The organism is Burkholderia sp. Ac-20384 (genome assembly GCF_017104605.1).
Taxonomy (GTDB): Bacteria; Pseudomonadota; Gammaproteobacteria; order Burkholderiales; family Burkholderiaceae; genus Burkholderia; species Burkholderia lata.
Genome location: NZ_JAAGPE010000217.1, coordinates 1 through 16,604, shown reverse-complemented (window position 1 = coordinate 16,604; position 16,604 = coordinate 1). Strand labels below are relative to the sequence as shown.

The following is a 16,604-nucleotide window of genomic DNA, read 5'->3' as shown; positions in this document are numbered from 1 at the left end:
ACCGACAGCAGGTGCGACACGGCCGCGAAACGCGGGCCGTCGTAGGCACCGTCGCCGAAGGTCTGGTAGTCGACGCCGCACAGGTCGAGCAACTGCTCGAAACGGAGCTTCGGATCGTCGCGCAGCAGGTCTCGGAGTTCTTGGTCGTCGTCGACGATGAGGATCTGGGTAGTCATGGCTCGAAGTTTACCGCGCGAGGGCGGAGTCAAAGAACGAAACAAAGGGACGAAAGGGTTACTGCGGGTTACCGCGCAAGGGAACTGTAATGCGCGGTAACCCAGCCACCGCCCCACGTAACACCGGCCGCGGCTTGCATCGCTAACCTGCGTCTTACCGGATGCGGTACTCGGCTTTCCCGGTACCGCATCGCCGGACCCTTTGGATACAAGGAGTTTCTGAAATGTATAAGAAGACTTCCCGCGTGGCCATCGCGGCCGCCACCGTGCTCGCTCTCGCATTCGGCACCGCGCATGCCCAATCGGCCGATACGCCCCCGCCGGGCGGCCCCGGCGCCCACCAGATGCACGGCGGGCACGAAGGCGGCCCGTTCGGCGCGATCATGAAACTGCACAGCCAGTTGAAGCTCAACGCGTCGCAGGAACAGCAATGGCAGGCGGCCGTCAACACGATGAAGCAGAATCGTGACGCGATGCGCAAGAGCCACGAGCAGATGCGCGAGCAGTTCAAGGCGCAGCAGAACCAGCCGATCCTCGACCTGAGCGCGATGCACTCGGCACGCCAGCAGGCCGAGTCGCAGAACGCGCAACTGCGCGAGCAGACGTCCGCCGCATGGCTCACGTTCTACAACGGGCTGAACGACCAGCAGAAGACGATGGTCAGCACGGCGCTCAAGCAGCAGTTCGCGAAGATGGAACAGCGCCACGAGAAGATGAAGGAGCGCTGGGAGCAGCATCGCGCGGCGAAGGCCGCGTCGGCACCGGCGCAGTAAGCCGGCGGGCCGCTCCCGGGAGCGGCATCGAAGGGGACGCGGGCACCGGCCCGCGTCCCCTTTTTGCGTTTCAGGCGACGTCGAACAGCAGCACCTCGGCCGCCCGGCCGCGCCCGAACGCCACCGCGTCCACACCGCCGATCCGCGCGCCGTCGCCCGCGGCCAGCACACGGCCGTTCACCTCGACGTCGCCGCGCACCACGTGCACGTAAGCGCGGCGCCCGGCCGGCACGTCGAACGCCGCCGCTTCATCGCCGTCGATCAGCCCCGCGAAGATGCGTGCGTCCGCACCCATCTGCAACGCGCCGTCGCCACCGTCCGGGGCCGCCACCAGCCGCAGCCGCCCGCGTTTCTCGTCGTCGGCAAAGCGCGCCTGCACGTAGCCGGGCCGGCCGCCCGCCCCGGCCGGCGCGAGCCAGATCCGCAGCAGGCGCAGCGGCTCGTCACACGACGCATTGGTTTCGCTCAGCATGACGCCGGTGCCGGCACTCATGCGCTGCAAGCCGCCCGCACGGACGATCGCCCCATTGCCGAGGCTGTCGCGATGCGCGAGCGCGCCGTCGAGCACATAGGTGACGATTTCCGCGTCGCGGTACGGCCGCATCCCGTAGCCGCGGGTCGGTGCGATGCATTCCTCGTTCAGTTCGCGCAACGCGCCGAACACCGGCGGCCCGCTCCGGCCGGACGCACAAGGAAAGCTGTGAAGGAATTCGTGCCAGCCTTGGCTGCGCTGGTCGCGATCGGCGGCGCGGCGGATCTGGAACATGGGACGGACACTCCGTGAGATGCGTGGTTCTGGCATCCCGTCACTGTATGAGTGTGCCAATCGCGCCACAATCCGCCGCCTGCGCACCGCATCGTTGCACCGACGGATGCAATCGGCGCAATGTCCATTGCGAATGCGACGATTATCGCAACAGCCGGATCAATGCGTCGAAGAATCGATCGGTCGGCCCGGATTGCCGGTTTCCGGGTATCGCGTTCGGGTAAAATACCGGCCTTTTGGCGTTCGCCGTTCCGGCGGCCGCCATTGCCAGAGCGCCGATCGGCGATTTTTGGCCGTCTAGAATACGCCGCGGCGCCCGGTCCGACCGGCCGCGAGCACTCCCGGAAAGTCAGCAACAGAAGGATGGAAATGAAGAAGGCCGCCCTGTGCGCCGCCCTCGCCCTCATGGCGGGTAGCGCCTTCGCGAAGGAGTGGAAGACCGTGCGGATCGGCGTCGATGCCAGCTACCCGCCGTTCGAGTCGACCGCGCCGAGCGGCGAGATCGTCGGTTTCGACGTCGATCTCACCAAGGAAATCTGCAAGCGAATCAACGTGAAATGCGTGTGGGTGGCGCAGGATCTCGACGGGATCATCCCGGCGCTGAAGGCGAAGAAGTACGACGTCATCGTGTCGTCGCTGACCGTCACGGACAAGCGCCGCGAACAGATCGACTTCTCCGACAAGGTATACGACGCGCCGGCGCGGATGATCGCGAAGACCGGCTCGCCGCTGCTGCCGACGATCGCATCGCTGAAGGGCAAGCGCGTGGGCGTCGAGCAGGGCTCGACGCAGGAAACCTACGCGAAGGCGTACTGGGAGCCGCAGGGCGTGACGATCATTCCTTACCAGAACCAGGACCAGGTCTATGCCGATCTCGGCTCGGGCCGTCTCGACGCGACGCTGCAGGACGAGCTGCAGGCCGACTACGGCTTCCTGCGCACGCCGCGCGGCAAGGGCTTCGCGTTTGCCGGGCCGGAAGTGAAGGATCCGAAGACGATCGGCGACGGCACCGCAATCGGCCTGCGCAAGGACGATACGGACCTGAAGCTCAAGATCAACAAGGCGCTGGCCGACATGCACAAGGACGGCACGTACGATCGGCTGTCGCACAAGTATTTCGCGTTCAGCGTCTATTCGGCTGCGGCCCGGTAAGCGCCGACAATTGGAAGCACCGGACGCGGGGGCGGCCCCGTGTCCGCGCAGTACAGGCAGTCAACCACGCGCCGCCCGCTCCCTTGCCCGCCACTCACGCGACGGGCGGGCCCGGCACCGATGCCGGGGCGGACGGTCATGATACGCACGGGGCGTTCCGCGCAGCTTGGCGGGCGCGTCTTTCGCGGCGCACCGCGTGCGCCCTAAGGGACCACACCAGGGACCACATATGTTTCTACAAGGTTACGGCCCGCTGATCCTCGCTGGCACCTGGCAAACCGTCAAACTGGCGGTGCTTTCGCTTGCGCTGTCGTTCCTGCTGGGCCTGCTCGGCGCGGGCGCGAAGCTGTCGCGCAACCGCTTCACGAGTGGCGTCGGCACCGTCTACACGACGCTGATCCGCGGCGTGCCCGACCTCGTGCTGATGCTGCTGCTGTTCTACAGCCTGCAGATCTGGCTGAACATGGCGACCGACGCGCTCGGCTGGGACCAGATCGACATCGACCCGTTCCTCGCCGGCGTGCTCGTGCTCGGCTTCATCTACGGCGCGTACTTCACCGAGACGTTCCGCGGCGCGTTCCTGTCGGTGCCGCGCGGCCAGCTCGAGGCCGGCAGCGCGTACGGGATGACGAACTGGCAGGTGTTCACGCGGATCATGTTCCCGCAGATGATGCGCTTCGCGCTGCCGGGCATCGGCAACAACTGGCAGGTGCTCGTGAAGTCGACCGCGCTCGTATCGATCATCGGCCTCGCCGACGTCGTGAAGGCGTCGCAGGACGCCGGCAAGGGCACGCTGCGGTTCTTCTTCTTCACGCTGATCGCGGGTGCCGTCTACCTCGCGATCACGACGATCTCGAACTTCGTGCTGATGTGGCTCGAAAAGCGCTACTCGACCGGCGTCCGCAAGGCTGACCTATGATCGAACTCATCCAAGAATACTGGCGCAACTATCTCTACACCGATGGCTATCGCATCACCGGTGTCGCGATCACGTTGTGGCTGCTGGTCGTGTCGATCGGCCTCGGCTTCTGCCTGTCGATACCGCTCGCGGTCGCGCGCGTGTCGAAGAAGAAGTGGCTGTCGGGCGCCGTGTGGCTCTACACGTACGTATTCCGCGGCACGCCGCTCTACGTGCAGCTGCTGCTCTGCTACACGGGCCTCTACAGCCTGCAGGCCGTGCGCGGCACGCCGATGCTCGACGCGTTCTTCCGCGACGGGATGCACTGCACGCTGCTCGCGTTCACGCTGAACACCTGCGCGTACACCACCGAGATCTTCGCGGGCGCGATCAAGGCGACTTCCTACGGCGAGATCGAAGCCGCGCGTGCGTACGGGATGTCGACGTTCACGATGTACCGCCGCGTGATCCTGCCGTCGGCGCTGCGCCGCGCGCTGCCGCTGTACAGCAACGAAGTGATCCTGATGCTGCACGCGACCACCGTCGCGTTCACCGCGACCGTGCCGGACATCCTGAAGATCGCCCGCGACGTCAACTCGGCGACCTACATGTCGTTCCATGCGTTCGGCATCGCCGCCCTGCTCTATCTCGTGATCTCGTTCACGCTCGTCTGGCTGTTCCGCCAGGCCGAGCGCCGCTGGCTCGCGTATCTGCGCCCGCAAGGCAAGTAAGTTTTCGCAGGACTATTGTTGACGTCCTCCCCTACCCAAAGGTGGGGGATTCCCACAACTGGCGATGCACGTCCGCATCGGAGAATGTTCAGCGCAGCGTTGGTATCACGATCATGCACGACACCACAGCCGTCGCAGGCTCATTCTCTTATTCGCAGTCCCGCGATACCTCTCGGCCGCGTCGTGCAGGCTTTCGACCCACACGCCGAACAGGACTGGGTAAAACCGCTTTCGTCGACTTCCTCGTACCTAGCCCCGTGCGCGATCGCTTTGTAGCGGAGCTTGTTTCGGAAGGACGACCAGGACACGTCGGAAACGTTTTTCGCCATCCTGGTTTTGGCGGGTTTCGTGGCCGATACCTTGCCGGCCACAATGCAATCGAAGCACCGCACCAGATAAAACTCAAGCTTGTGATGGAAGTCGGCATGAGCATTCGCCACCTTGGCATGCAGCTTCGCGATGTGCCGCTTGTGCTTTCACGCCCGTTGCGCCTTCGCAAGCTTATCTGCCGCGCGCTGGCTGAACCGGTCATTCGGCAGCTTCTCGCCAGTCGAAAGTATTGCGAAGTCTTTCGGGCAGAGATCGATACCGGCACCGGACCGGATCGGGCGGGCCGGCACATCGGGCATCCCGGTCACAATGTTGAGAAATCAATTCCAGACATAGCTCACCGCACGGCTCTGTTTGTTAAGCCGTCCGTTGAGCGACTTCACCCGGTAGCGATAGAGACAAGGATCATGCCGGCCATTCTAAAGCGGGAATGTCGCCTATTGGCGGCACTTCTTTCCTCCCGACCATGATTGGCGGGGTTTCTCCGAGCAACTGATGAACTCTCAGACTCAAAAGCTTTTCGTCGACGATCTGCACAAGCGGTACGGCGACAACGAGGTGCTCAAGGGCGTGTCGCTGAAGGCGAACTCGGGCGACGTGATCAGCGTGATCGGCTCGTCCGGCTCCGGCAAGAGCACGATGCTCCGCTGCATCAACTTCCTCGAGCAGCCGAATGCGGGCCGCATCGTCGTCGACGGCGAGGAAGTGCGCACGACGCCCGACAAGTCGGGCGCGCTGCGCGCGGCCGACTCGAAGCAGCTGCAGCGCGTGCGCACCAAGCTGTCGATGGTGTTCCAGCACTTCAACCTCTGGTCGCACATGAACGTGATCGAGAACGTGATGGAAGCGCCCGTGAACGTGCTCGGCATCCCGAAGAAGGAAGCCGAGGAGCGCGCACGCGAGTATCTCGAGAAAGTCGGCCTCGCGCCGCGCGTCGAGAAACAGTATCCGTCGCACCTGTCGGGCGGCCAGCAGCAGCGCGTCGCGATTGCACGCGCGCTCGCGATGCATCCGGACGTGATGCTGTTCGACGAGCCGACATCGGCACTCGACCCGGAGCTGGTGGGCGAAGTGCTGAAGGTGATGCAGAAGCTCGCCGAGGAAGGCCGCACGATGATCGTCGTCACGCACGAGATGGGCTTTGCGCGCAACGTGTCGAACCACGTGATGTTCCTGCACCAGGGCCGCGTCGAGGAAGAAGGCGTGCCGTCCGAGGTGTTTGCCAACCCGAAGAGCGAACGCCTGCGCGGGTTCCTGTCGGGCAGCCTCAAGTAACGCACGCGGCACGAGCGGGCGCCCGCGGTTCGCCGCGCGGCGCCCGTTTTGCGTTTACGCCGCGCTCACCGGCGCGCTGTCGGCGAACGCGCGCAGTTCGTCGCCCGCGAGCCGGTAACGCACCCATTCGCTCTGCGGCGCGGCGCCGACGCTCTCGTAGAAGCGGATCGCCGGCTCGTTCCAGTCGAGCACGCTCCACTCGAAACGCCCACAGCCCGACTCGACCGCGATCCGCGCGAGCGACTTCAAGAGCCGCAGCCCGGCGCCCGCACCGCGAAAGTGCGGCGACACGTACAGATCCTCGAGATACAGCCCCTGCCGGGCCAGCCACGTCGAATACGAGAAGAAATACACGGCAAAGCCGGCCGGCTCGCCGTCGACCTCGCACATCAGCGCGCGCGCCGGCGAGCCCTCGCCGAACAGGCTGCGCTCGAGCGATGCGGGCGTCGCGATCACTTCGTGTTCCGCCTTCTCGTAGATGGCCAGCTCGGTAATGAAACGCAGGATCTGCGGCACGTCGGCGACGGTGGCGGAACGGATATCGATTTGCACGGGTTGAGCCCTCCTCCGGCCCTGACTTGAAACGGGAAACGGCGCCGCGCAGCCGCGCTGGCGCCCATCAGATCGTCATGCTACGTTCACTCGGTGCCTGCAGGAAGTGCAGTTTCTTCATCCGGACCTGAACATGATGCATCCCGATCTACGCCGCCTCGACCTGAACCTGCTGCTCGTGTTCGATGCGCTGTACCGTCACCGCTCCGTCGCCGCGGCTGCGCACGAGCTCGCGCTGAGCCCGTCCGCGTTGAGCCATGCGCTCGCGCGGCTGCGCGACGCGATCGGCGACGCACTGTTCGTGCGCCTCGGCAACGAGATGCAGCCGACCGTGCGCGCCGACGACATCGCCACCTGGGCCGGCGACGCGCTCGACGCGATGTCGAAGGGGCTCGCCCGCGCGCGCCGCTTTGATCCCGCGCAAAGCGACCGCACGTTCGTGTTCGCGGCGACCGACTACACGGCCTTCGCCGTGCTGCCGGCGTTTCTCGCACGCATCCAGCACGTCGCACCACAGTTGCGGATCCGCGTCGTGCATTCCGACCGGAAGATCTCCGTCGACGAACTCGCGGCCGGCCGCATCGATTTCGCGCTCGGCTACCACGAGGAATCGGCGGCCGACGCGCCGGGCATCGAGGACTTCGACTGGTTCTCCGACGACTACGTCGTGATCGCGAGCGCCACGCATCCGGACATCCGCCGGCGGCTGACGCTCGACCAGTACCTGGCGGCACGCCACGTGGTCGTCACGCCGTGGAACGAGTCCCGCGGCGTCGTCGACCATGTGCTCGACCGGCTCGGCCTCGCGCGGCAGGTCGCCGTGCAGTTGCCGACCGTGCTGGCCGCGCCGTTCGTGATCGCGGAATCCGCGCTGCTGATGACCGTGCCGAACCGCGCCGCACAGGCGCTGCGGCACGCGGCGCCGATCCGCATCTTTCCCGCGCCGTTCGAGATCCCGCGCTACACCGTGAAGGTCTACTCGCACGCGAAGCATGCGCGCACCGATGCACATCGCTGGATTCGCGCGCAGTTGCTCGACGCCAGGCCCGCCACGCCCTGACCGACGCACGTCGGAACATCGCGCTGCGCGTTGCCTGACAAGGGTTTCAGGCAGCGGCTGGCCCTCTCCGGCAGCCGCTCATTCATTACGAAATACTTACCAATTTTTCGTATCCGACGCTTACGCTCGCGCCCTCGCAGCGTCAATAGTGGCAATCCTTGATCCCTGTTTGCGAAATTCGTGTCTCCCTTGCGGCACAAGGGTTTTCCGTTAATTGCAAACCCTTGGCGCACCTGTTGCGCACCGTGTTGCATGGCAATTTGACGACAGGTGTTAGTCAAACAACGATTTCCATCGCCACAAAATTGTATTTTTGCTAAATTAGTAACCAAAGTAGCAAAACGAAGTTCGTGAAATGTAGTTTAGCTTCACGACACTACAAGGAGACCCCGCAGGCCGACCCGGCTGCGCGGGACCGCTCAACGGTTTTCCGTCCGCTTGCCCGCGTGCTGCGCTTACCGGCCCTGCACGAGGTCTCCCTGGTTATCCCGCTTTTGCCCGGCGCTCGCGCTCCGGGCATCTCGTGCAGTCTGGGTTGACTTTTTGACAGGGTATGGAGGAGATGATGAAGAAAGCTTTGGTCGCGGCCGCGCTGATGGCTGCTGGGGTGGTGACGGCGCACGCGCAGAGCAGCGTCACGCTGTATGGCCGCCTGGATGCCGGCATCGAGTACATGAACGGCCTGCAAAACGGCCACCAAGTGCGCGCGGAAAGCGGCGACTGGGGCACGAGCCTCTGGGGCTTGAAGGGCACCGAGGACATCGGTGGCGGCAACAAGGTCCTGTTCCACCTCGAAGGCGCGTTCAACACGATGACGGGCGGCTTCAGCGGCTCGATCTGGGATCGTTATGCGACGGTCGGCATCTCCAACGACCGCTACGGTACGCTGCTGTTGGGTCGCGAACTCGCGATCGCCAACGGCGTGTGGGACTTCGACCCGTTCGGCCAGTCGGCCTGGTCGACGGCCTCGCTGGTGCGCGGCCGCAACTGGAACAAGACCAGCAACAACGTGTCGTACCAGTCGCCGCAGTTCTACGGCCTCGACTTCTACGGCCAGTTCTCGTTCTCGAACTCGACCAGCTTCAACGGCAACACGACGGCCGGCCAACCGGGTCGTGCAGCCGGCGCACAGGTCACCTATACGAATTCGCTGTTCCAGTTGCGCGGTATCTACGACGAAACGCGCGACAGCAACGGCCGCTTCTCGGACGTGTTCAACTACTCGCGTGAATACTTCGCGGGCGTGAACGTGTTCCTCGGCCAGTTCAAGGTTCAGGCAGCCTACCAGGCATCGCGCGCTGACGGCAGCGGCGGCCCGGCGGTGAACGCCGGCGTGACGGGCACCCAGCAGGTCTGGGGCGGCGTGACGTGGCAGGCAACGCCGGCAGCGGCACTGATCGCAGCCGTGTATCACGTGAACGCGAACCACGGCGGCGGCAACGCGAACATCTATACCGTCGGCGGCTCGTACAACATCTCGAAGCGCACGCTGTTCGACCTGCAGGTCGCAACGGTGCGCAACAGCAAGAACGCCAACTTCGGCCTGAACGCGAACGGCGCCGGTACGGCCGTGTCGACGGGCAACCCGAATCCGGGCGGCAGCCAGACGGGCGTCTACGCCGGTATCCAGCACCTGTTCTGATCAGGCGCCGTTCTCAAAGAATCGATTCGACAACGTTTTCCACGCTGCTGCGAGAGGCGCGTATCGGTGCGGTACCCAACCGGGTATCGCACCGTTTTTTATTGGCGGGCCGGCATGATGCGGCCCATCGACGAATACGGCGCTCAGACGGCCGCTTCGTTCTCTTCGCCGGTACGGATGCGGATCACGCGCTCGACGTCCGACACGAAGATCTTGCCGTCGCCGATCTTGCCGGTGCGCGCCGCGCCGATCACCGCATCGATCACCTGGTCGACCTGCGCTTCCGCGACGACCACCTCGATCTTCATCTTCGGCAGGAAGTCGACGACGTATTCGGCGCCGCGATACAGCTCGGTATGGCCCTTCTGGCGGCCGAAGCCCTTCACTTCCGTCACGGTCAGGCCCGTGAGACCCACTTCGGCGAGCGCTTCGCGGACTTCGTCCAGCTTGAACGGCTTGATGATGGCAGTGATGCGTTTCATGGTGGTTGTCCCCCAATGCTCGTTTGGATGAAAAATCGCGACCCCGATTGTAAGCCTGCGAACCGCATGCGGCCCAGCACCGCTCAATCGAGGCGTTCGGTAAAACGTGACGTGATCGGATAGCGCCAGTCGCGCCCGAATGCGCGATGCGTGACGCGAATGCCGATCGGCGCCTGGCGGCGCTTGTATTCGTTGATCTTGATGAGCCGCGTCACGCGTTCGACGTCGGCCTGTGCATAACCGGCCGCGACGATCTCGGCGAGCGGCCGGTCCTCTTCCATGTACATCCGCATGATCGCGTCGAGCACGTCGTACGGCGGCAGGCTGTCCTGGTCGGTCTGGTTCTCGCGCAGCTCGGCCGACGGCGCGCGCGTGAGAATCCGCTCGGGGATCACATCGCGCAGCGCGTAGTCGGTGGTTTCGTTGCGATAGCGGCAGAGCCGGTACACGAGCGTCTTCGCGATGTCCTTGATCACCGCGAACCCGCCAGCCATGTCGCCGTATAGCGTGCAGTAGCCGACCGCCATCTCGCTCTTGTTGCCGGTCGTCAGCACGATCGAGCCGAACTTGTTCGACAGCGCCATCAGCAGCGTGCCGCGGATGCGCGCCTGGATGTTTTCCTCCGTCGCATCTTCCGCACGGCCCGCGAACTCGCCCGCCAGCGATGCACGGAACGCATCGAACATCGGCGCGATCGCGATCTCGTCGTAACGCACGCCGACGCGCCGCGCCATTTCCGCGGCGTCGGTGGTCGAGATGTCGGCCGTGAAGCGCGACGGCATCATCACCGCACGCACGCGCTCGGGCCCGAGCGCGTCGCATGCAACGGCCAGCACCAGCGCCGAATCGACGCCGCCCGACAGCCCGATCAGCGCACCCGGAAACCCGTTCTTGCCGATGTAGTCGCGCACGCCCGTCACGAGCGCGCGGTACACCTGCGCGTCCGTCGACAGCTCGGGCGCGATCGCGCCCGGTAGCGGCCGCGCGCCGTCGAATTCGACGATCGCGTGCCCTTCGTCGAACTGCGGCATCTTCGCGACGAGCGCGCCCTGCGCATCGAGCACGAACGAGCCGCCGTCGAACACGAGCTCGTCCTGGCCGCCGACGAGGTTCACGTACACCATCGGCAGCCCGGTTTCACGAATCCGCGCGCGCAGGATGTCGAAGCGCACCGCTTCCTTGTTCATGTGGTACGGCGAGCCGTTCGGGATCAGCAGCACCTGCGCGCCGGCCGCCTTCGCGATCTGCGCGGCGGATGCATGCCATGCGTCCTCGCAGATGATCACGCCGTATTTCACGCCGTTCAACTCGAACACGAGCGGCTCGGCGTCCGTCGCGAAGTAGCGCTTCTCGTCGAACACTTCTGCGTTCGGCAGATCCTGCTTGCGATAAGTGCCGACGATCTCGCCGCCGACGATCAGCGATACCGCGTTGTAGGTATCGGTGGGCGGCACGCCGCGCTCGATCGGGCGGTTTGCATTACCATCGACGGCTGGCGCGTGCGCGCCTTCGCCCGCGCCGCGCAGCGGATGGCCGACCAGCACCGCAAGCCCGTCGAATGCCTTCAGCGCATCGGCGAGCGCGTCGAGTGCCGAGGCCGCCGCTGCATAGAACGCGGGCCGCAGCAGCAGGTCTTCCGGCGGATAGCCGGACAGCGCGAGTTCCGGCGCGACCATCAGCTGCGCACCATCGTTGTGCGCGGCGCGTGCGGCCGCGACGATCCGCGCGACGTTGCCGGCGAAGTCGCCGACGGTGACGTTGATCTGGGCGAGAGCGAGTCGGGTCTTCATGGCGGGATCGGCGCAGCCCGGCGGCGCGCCCTGAACGGCTGACGAAATCGTCCCGGTGCGGGCCGCGCAGGCCCTCGCATCCGGCGACACAGAACGGTACGGATTCACGCTTGAAACACGAACGCATCGATTATCGCACGGGCATCCTGTCGTCCCCCGCAGAGGTGCCGGCCGAAGAATGGAACGCGCTGCTCGCCCGCGACGCGCAGCCGACGCCCTTCCTGCGCCACGAATTCCTCGACGCGCTGCACGTCGCGCGCTGCGCGGTCGACGATACCGGCTGGTCGCCGCACTTCGTCACGCTGACCGACGAGCGCACCGGCCGCCTCGCGGCCGCCGCACCCGTCTACGCGAAGCAGCATTCGTACGGCGAATACGTGTTCGACTGGGCGTGGGCCGACGCGTACCAGCGCAACGACCTGCCCTACTACCCGAAGCTGCTGTGCGCGGTGCCGTTCACGCCCGTGCAGGGCACGCGTCTGCTCGCGGCCAACGACGACGCGCGCCGCCGGCTCGCGGCCACGCTGCTCGCGTTCGCCGAGCAGAGCGACGTGTCGTCGCTGCACGTGCTGTTCCCGACCGGCGACGAAGCGGCGCTCCTCGAATCGATGGGGATGATGCTGCGCGAAGGCGTGCAGTTCCACTGGCTCAACGACGGCTACCGCCACTTCGACGACTTCCTCGGCACGCTCGAACAGAAGAAGCGCAAGAACATCCGTGCGGAGCGGCGCAAGGTGCACGACGCGGGCGTGACGTTCCGGCGGCTCACCGGCGACCAGATCACCGACGCCGACTGGCGCTTCTTCTCGCGCTGCTACCGGCAGACCTATCGCGAACACTATTCGAGCCCGTACCTGAACCTCGACTTCTTCCGCACGATCGGCGCGACGATGCCCGAGAACCTGCTGCTCGTGATCGCGGAAGCCGACGGCCAGCCGATCGCGAGTGCGCTCGCCGTCTACCGGCGCGGCGAAAACGGCGGCGGCACGCTGTACGGCCGCTACTGGGGCGCGGTCGAACACGTGCCGTGCCTGCATTTCGAAACGGCCTACTACCAGTTGCTCGAATTCTGCATCGAGGCCGGGCTCGATACGTTCGAAGGCGGCGCTCAGGGCGAACACAAGCTCGCGCGCGGCTTCCTGCCGACCGTCACGCACTCCGCGCACTGGCTCGCGCACCCGGCGTTCTCCGACGCGGTCGCGCGCTTTCTCGAACGCGAAACCGAGCATATCCACGCGTACGTCGACGAACTGCGCGAACACGATCCGTTCCGGCGCGGCACCGAGTAACGTCATCAGGCGCACCGGCATGCGACGAAGCCACGACCGGCTTCGCCGCACGCCGCACGGCCCCCTTCGGCGCAGTGCGCGGCGAGCGTCACCGTCGTCGACAGCGCTTGCGGGTCGCGCGACGAAGCCGCCGCCGACAGCCCGTCGCTGCCCGCGGCGATCCGCCACGCGTACGCGTGCGCATTCGCATCCCGGATCGCACCGCGCTGCGCCGGCACCGCGACGCTGACGGTCCGCGCCGCGCCCGACTGCCGCGCGCGACCTTGGTCCGCCCGACGAGTCGCTTCGACGGTTCGCCGAGCGATGCGGGCCGCACCGCGAGCGCGCACGCACGCGGACACCATCGTCGAACGCCGGGACCGTGAAGTTTTCGTTGATCCGCCTGAATTGATCTGTTGTACTTGTCACCACACTCCAGCGTCCAAACCCAAAAAACGACCGGTCACCATGCTTGACCGGCAAGAGCCGTACTTGACCTCTCGCAGCGGGGGCAAACCCGAAGGTCATGGAGAGAGACATGGAGTTACGACAGAAATCGGTATCCGTCCGGGTCTACCGACAGGCGCTCGACGACATGCGCCGCAACGGCTTCGACCTTGCGCCGATGTATGCGACGCTCGGCATCGGGGCGACCGATCTCGCCGACGATGCGCGGCGCATCCCCGGAGATCGGCACGTCGCCGCGATGCGGCTGATGAGCGAATGGCCGTTGTCCTGGCATCGGCCGCCGCCGCAGGTCGTGCCGTGGCTCGCGCCGTTTCCCGAGCTCGCGGGCATCACCTGCAACGCCGCGACGCTGCGCGATGCGCTGCACGGCTACTTGCGCTACCGCGAACTGATCGGCAACGTCGACTGGGTGTTCGCGCATGAAACCAGCGGCGCGATCGCGCTCGAGTACGTGAACGAGGGCGACGGCCGGCCCGCCAGCAGCGCGTTCGCGAATTTCGCGATCCTCGTCGCGCTTGCGCGCCTGTACGATCCGCATGTGCAGGTCGACGAAGCCGCGTTCGCGGGCCGCGCGTTCGCGCCGACGGCCGCACTGCGCGACCTCCTCGGCGCGGCAGTGTCGTTCGATGCCGCGTACAACCGCGTCGTGCTGCGCTCCGCGCGCCTCGACACGCCGTTCGAGCGCTACAACGCGCCGCTTGCGGACATCCAGCGTCATGCAGCCGACGCCGCGCGCGAGCGCGTGCGCGCCCGCTCGACGTTCGGCTCGTCGGTCGAACAATGCGTGCGTGACTGGTTGCGCACGTCCGACGACGCCGACGTGCCGTCCGACACGCTGATGGAGCACGTCTGCACGCGCTTCGCGATGTCGCGCTGGACGCTGCGCCGGCGGCTGCATCGCGAAGCGGTCGGGTTTCATGCACTCGTCGCACAGGCCCGGCTCGGTGAAGCGCGCGACCTGCTGCTGAATACGCAACTGCCGATCGGCGAAATCGGCGTGCGGGTCGGCTTCCGTTCGACGAGCGCGTTCACGCGCTTCTTCACGCGCGAACTCGGTGCGGCGCCGAGCCGCTTCCGCGACGGGCACGGCGATCGGTGGCGTTGACGGGCACTTTTTCTGAGACACTGGCGGCTTCGCATCCCGCCGCCCTGCCATGTCCTGGTTTCTGTATCTGATCGAATGCGCCGACGACAGCGTCTACACCGGCATCACGACCGACGTTGCCGCGCGCTTCGACGAGCACGCATCCGGCAAGGGCGCGCGCTACACGCGCTCGCGCAAGCCGCGCGCGGTGCTCGCGTCGTTTCCGCTGCCCGACCGGTCGAGTGCATCGCGCGCCGAATACTGGGTGAAGCGGCTCACGGCTGCGCAGAAACGGGAGCTGGCGGCCGGGTTGCGGACGCTGGAGTCGGTGCTGCCGGCCGTGGTGGCCGTCGATGCGAGTGGTGATGTGGCCGGGTTGAAGGCCGGTGCTCGCGGGCGGAAGAAGGCGAAGGCGGAGAACGTCGATAGCGCGGCGAAGACGGTTGAAGCGGGTAAAGGCACGAAGAAGGCTGGAAAGGCCGGGAAAGCCGAGACGGTCGACAAGGCCGTAAAGGCCGGAAAAACCGAGAAGGTCGACAAACCCGCGAAGACCGCCAAGCCGACAAAAGCCGCACCGGTCGCGAAACGCAAGAAGCCCGACAGCGATGCGGCTTCACGCAAAGCTTCGTCGCGCGACGCCCTGGTAAAAAAGGACAAGCCGGCCGCACCCTCTTCGTCGAAAAAGAAGGTGCCGGCAGGCAGCGGCAAACCCGTCACGACCGGACGCGAAGACGCCGCGCCCGCACCGGGTCGCCGCCGCCCGGCCGCCACGAAAGCCACCAAAGCCATGGCGGCCTCCGTTGCACCCGTTGCGCCTCGTCGCGCGAAGCGCACGAAGGATGCGCAGGCCACCGCCACACCGCGTGCGGCCGTGGCCGCCTCGGCGCGCAAACAACCTCAACGCACAAAACAAAACCGCGCGGCCTCCTGAGGAGACACGCGCGGTTTGCGTTTCGCACGAACCGGCCGTCGGCCGGTACGCCGCTTACTTCTTGTAGTTCGCTGCGCCGTCGGTGATTTCCTTGTGCGCGGCTTCGATGCCTGCCCAGCCTTCGACCTTCACCCACTTGCCCTTCTCGAGCGCCTTGTATTGCTCGAAGAAGTGCTTGATCTGGTCCTTCAGGTACTCGGGCACGTCGTCGATCGACTTCAGGTTCGCCGTCATCGGGCAGACCTTGTCGTGCGGCACGGCGACCAGCTTCGCGTCGACGCCCGACTCGTCGGTCATCTGCAGCATGCCGAGCACGCGCGAACGCACGATCGAGCCTGCCAGCAACGGGAACGGCGTGATCACCAGCACGTCGACCGGATCGCCGTCGCCCGACAGCGTCTGCGGGATGTAGCCGTAGTTCACCGGATAGCGCATGCCCGTGCCGATGAAGCGGTCGACGACGAGAAGGCCCAGTTCCTTGTCCGCCTCGTACTTCACCGGATCGCTTTGCGCGGGAATCTCGATGATCACGTTGAAATCTTGCGGCAGGTCCTTGCCGGCCGGAACATGATTGAAGCTCATGAGCACTCTCTGTAGGTCGATGGGAATTCGGGACAGGGCGCCGCGGCCGATGCACCGCCGCAGACGTCCCGCAAGGGAATGCGCCATTATAGCCAATCGACCGGTGGCGTCCGGATGACGATCGGCCGATAATCGTTCCGGATGCCCGGCCGTCGAACCACCGGCCGCGTCAGGTGGAACCGGCGTTGGTGGCTGAAGCGCTGTCGCCGGTCGACCGCGAAACATGGGGCCCGGGTGAGCGCTGAAGTGCTAACTCGGGTCGACCGCGAAGCATGGGACCCGAATAAGCGCTGAAGCACAAACTCGGGTCGACCGCAAAGCATGGGGCCCAAGCAGGTGCTAAAGCGCTAACTCGGGTCGACCGCGAAGCATGAGACCCGAATAAGCCCTAAAGCGCTAACTTGGGCCGACCGCGAAGCATGGGACCCAAGTAAGCGCTGAAGCGCTAACTTGGGTCGACAGGAGCTGGCATGGAAGAGGCGAAGCACTTCATCGCGGGCGAATGGACGTTGCCCGCGCAACTGGAAACCATCGCGGTCGTCGATCCATCCGACGGCCAGCCATTCGCGTCGATCGCCCGCGGCACGGCGCCCGACATCGAGCGCGCAGTCGCCGCGGCCCGCGACGCATTCGCGGGCCCGTGG

General features: G+C 65.7%; 16 protein-coding genes and 3 pseudogenes. 11 read left to right on the top strand and 8 right to left on the bottom strand.

The window, feature by feature from the left end; translation table 11 throughout:
• Positions 1-125: pseudogene (locus G3O00_RS29905) on the bottom strand (NADH-quinone oxidoreductase subunit C); the annotation flags it as partial.
• 275 nt (positions 126-400) lie between these two features.
• On the opposite strand from G3O00_RS29905, the gene G3O00_RS29900 reads away from it, so the two are divergent.
• Complete coding sequence (locus tag G3O00_RS29900) at positions 401-949, top strand: periplasmic heavy metal sensor (protein WP_011352849.1); 549 nt, start codon at positions 401-403, stop codon at positions 947-949.
• 70 nt (positions 950-1,019) lie between these two features.
• Here G3O00_RS29900 and G3O00_RS29895 read toward each other — a convergent pair whose 3' ends face one another.
• A complete protein-coding gene (locus G3O00_RS29895; protein WP_174931704.1) occupies positions 1,020-1,715 on the bottom strand; it encodes a pirin family protein in 696 nt (231 codons plus the stop codon).
• Between the two features lie 369 nt (positions 1,716-2,084).
• Here G3O00_RS29895 and G3O00_RS29890 point away from each other — a divergent pair, with 369 nt between their 5' ends.
• The 3 genes from G3O00_RS29890 (at position 2,085) to G3O00_RS29880 (ending at position 4,496) form a co-directional block, all read left to right on the top strand.
• Positions 2,085-2,867: an ABC transporter substrate-binding protein gene (locus tag G3O00_RS29890; protein WP_206145179.1), complete on the top strand. Its 783-nt coding sequence runs from the start codon at positions 2,085-2,087 to the stop codon at positions 2,865-2,867.
• A 229-nt stretch (positions 2,868-3,096) separates the two neighbouring features.
• On the top strand, positions 3,097-3,786 hold the full coding sequence (gene hisQ / locus G3O00_RS29885) for a histidine ABC transporter permease HisQ (RefSeq protein WP_011352852.1): 690 nt from the start codon (positions 3,097-3,099) through the stop codon (positions 3,784-3,786).
• A complete protein-coding gene (locus tag G3O00_RS29880; protein WP_011352853.1) occupies positions 3,783-4,496 on the top strand; it encodes an ABC transporter permease in 714 nt (237 codons plus the stop codon). Before hisQ ends, G3O00_RS29880 begins: the two co-directional genes overlap by 4 nt.
• Positions 4,497-4,534: 38 nt before the next feature.
• Here the strand turns inward: G3O00_RS29880 and G3O00_RS29875 are convergent.
• Positions 4,535-5,209: pseudogene (locus G3O00_RS29875) on the bottom strand (transposase); the annotation flags it as partial.
• A gap of 112 nt (positions 5,210-5,321) precedes the next feature.
• Here G3O00_RS29875 and G3O00_RS29870 point away from each other — a divergent pair.
• Positions 5,322-6,101 (top strand): ABC transporter ATP-binding protein, encoded by a 780-nt coding sequence (locus tag G3O00_RS29870; RefSeq protein ID WP_011352854.1) that lies wholly within the window; start codon positions 5,322-5,324, stop codon positions 6,099-6,101.
• A gap of 54 nt (positions 6,102-6,155) precedes the next feature.
• On the opposite strand, the gene G3O00_RS29865 is transcribed toward G3O00_RS29870, so the two are convergent.
• A complete protein-coding gene (locus G3O00_RS29865; protein ID WP_206145178.1) occupies positions 6,156-6,653 on the bottom strand; it encodes a GNAT family N-acetyltransferase in 498 nt (165 codons plus the stop codon).
• Positions 6,654-6,786: 133 nt separating this feature from the next.
• Here G3O00_RS29865 and G3O00_RS29860 point away from each other — a divergent pair, with 133 nt between their 5' ends.
• Together G3O00_RS29860 and G3O00_RS29855 are read left to right on the top strand one after the other, a co-directional pair.
• Positions 6,787-7,713: a LysR family transcriptional regulator gene (locus tag G3O00_RS29860; protein ID WP_206145177.1), complete on the top strand. Its 927-nt coding sequence runs from the start codon at positions 6,787-6,789 to the stop codon at positions 7,711-7,713.
• 562 nt (positions 7,714-8,275) lie between these two features.
• A complete protein-coding gene (locus G3O00_RS29855; RefSeq protein WP_011352857.1) occupies positions 8,276-9,355 on the top strand; it encodes a porin in 1,080 nt (359 codons plus the stop codon).
• 143 nt (positions 9,356-9,498) lie between these two features.
• Here the strand turns inward: G3O00_RS29855 and G3O00_RS29850 are convergent, their stop codons facing one another.
• A complete protein-coding gene (locus G3O00_RS29850) occupies positions 9,499-9,837 on the bottom strand; it encodes a P-II family nitrogen regulator (protein WP_006398637.1) in 339 nt (112 codons plus the stop codon).
• An 83-nt stretch (positions 9,838-9,920) separates the two neighbouring features.
• Positions 9,921-11,627, bottom strand: coding sequence for an NAD+ synthase (locus G3O00_RS29845; RefSeq protein WP_206145176.1), 1,707 nt, complete (start codon positions 11,625-11,627; stop codon positions 9,921-9,923).
• A 110-nt stretch (positions 11,628-11,737) separates the two neighbouring features.
• Here G3O00_RS29845 and G3O00_RS29840 point away from each other — a divergent pair, with 110 nt between their 5' ends.
• Positions 11,738-12,916, top strand: a complete 1,179-nt coding sequence (locus G3O00_RS29840; protein WP_206145175.1) for a GNAT family N-acetyltransferase — start codon at positions 11,738-11,740, stop codon at positions 12,914-12,916.
• A 74-nt stretch (positions 12,917-12,990) separates the two neighbouring features.
• Here the strand turns inward: G3O00_RS29840 and G3O00_RS29835 are convergent.
• A pseudogene (locus G3O00_RS29835) lies at positions 12,991-13,226 on the bottom strand (beta-glucosidase); the annotation flags it as partial.
• Positions 13,227-13,433: 207 nt separating this feature from the next.
• Here G3O00_RS29835 and G3O00_RS29830 point away from each other — a divergent pair.
• Together G3O00_RS29830 and G3O00_RS29825 are read left to right on the top strand one after the other, a co-directional pair.
• Positions 13,434-14,468, top strand: coding sequence for an AraC family transcriptional regulator (locus G3O00_RS29830; protein ID WP_206145174.1), 1,035 nt, complete (start codon positions 13,434-13,436; stop codon positions 14,466-14,468).
• Between the two features lie 49 nt (positions 14,469-14,517).
• Positions 14,518-15,378, top strand: a complete 861-nt coding sequence (locus G3O00_RS29825; protein WP_206145173.1) for a GIY-YIG nuclease family protein — start codon at positions 14,518-14,520, stop codon at positions 15,376-15,378.
• A gap of 54 nt (positions 15,379-15,432) precedes the next feature.
• Here the strand turns inward: G3O00_RS29825 and ppa are convergent, their stop codons facing one another.
• A complete protein-coding gene (gene ppa, locus G3O00_RS29820; protein WP_011352863.1) occupies positions 15,433-15,960 on the bottom strand; it encodes an inorganic diphosphatase in 528 nt (175 codons plus the stop codon).
• Positions 15,961-16,430: 470 nt separating this feature from the next.
• On the opposite strand from ppa, the gene G3O00_RS29815 reads away from it, so the two are divergent.
• Positions 16,431-16,604, top strand: a 174-nt coding sequence (locus tag G3O00_RS29815; RefSeq protein ID WP_206145180.1) for an aldehyde dehydrogenase family protein, incomplete at its 3' end; no start/stop codon positions are given.

Bases quoted from the DNA above. Each gene is read 5' to 3' on its own strand.
- G3O00_RS29900 (WP_011352849.1), top strand. From the start codon at position 401: ATGTATAAGAAGACTTCCCGCGTGGCCATCGCGGCCGCCACCGTGCTC.
- G3O00_RS29895 (WP_174931704.1), bottom strand. From the start codon at position 1,715: ATGTTCCAGATCCGCCGCGCCGCCGATCGCGACCAGCGCAGCCAAGGC.
- G3O00_RS29890 (WP_206145179.1), top strand. From the start codon at position 2,085: ATGAAGAAGGCCGCCCTGTGCGCCGCCCTCGCCCTCATGGCGGGTAGC.
- hisQ (WP_011352852.1), top strand. From the start codon at position 3,097: ATGTTTCTACAAGGTTACGGCCCGCTGATCCTCGCTGGCACCTGGCAA.
- G3O00_RS29880 (WP_011352853.1), top strand. From the start codon at position 3,783: ATGATCGAACTCATCCAAGAATACTGGCGCAACTATCTCTACACCGAT.
- G3O00_RS29870 (WP_011352854.1), top strand. From the start codon at position 5,322: ATGAACTCTCAGACTCAAAAGCTTTTCGTCGACGATCTGCACAAGCGG.
- G3O00_RS29860 (WP_206145177.1), top strand. From the start codon at position 6,787: ATGATGCATCCCGATCTACGCCGCCTCGACCTGAACCTGCTGCTCGTG.
- G3O00_RS29855 (WP_011352857.1), top strand. From the start codon at position 8,276: ATGATGAAGAAAGCTTTGGTCGCGGCCGCGCTGATGGCTGCTGGGGTG.
- G3O00_RS29850 (WP_006398637.1), bottom strand. From the start codon at position 9,837: ATGAAACGCATCACTGCCATCATCAAGCCGTTCAAGCTGGACGAAGTC.
- G3O00_RS29845 (WP_206145176.1), bottom strand. From the start codon at position 11,627: ATGAAGACCCGACTCGCTCTCGCCCAGATCAACGTCACCGTCGGCGAC.
- G3O00_RS29830 (WP_206145174.1), top strand. From the start codon at position 13,434: ATGGAGTTACGACAGAAATCGGTATCCGTCCGGGTCTACCGACAGGCG.
- G3O00_RS29825 (WP_206145173.1), top strand. From the start codon at position 14,518: ATGTCCTGGTTTCTGTATCTGATCGAATGCGCCGACGACAGCGTCTAC.
- ppa (WP_011352863.1), bottom strand. From the start codon at position 15,960: ATGAGCTTCAATCATGTTCCGGCCGGCAAGGACCTGCCGCAAGATTTC.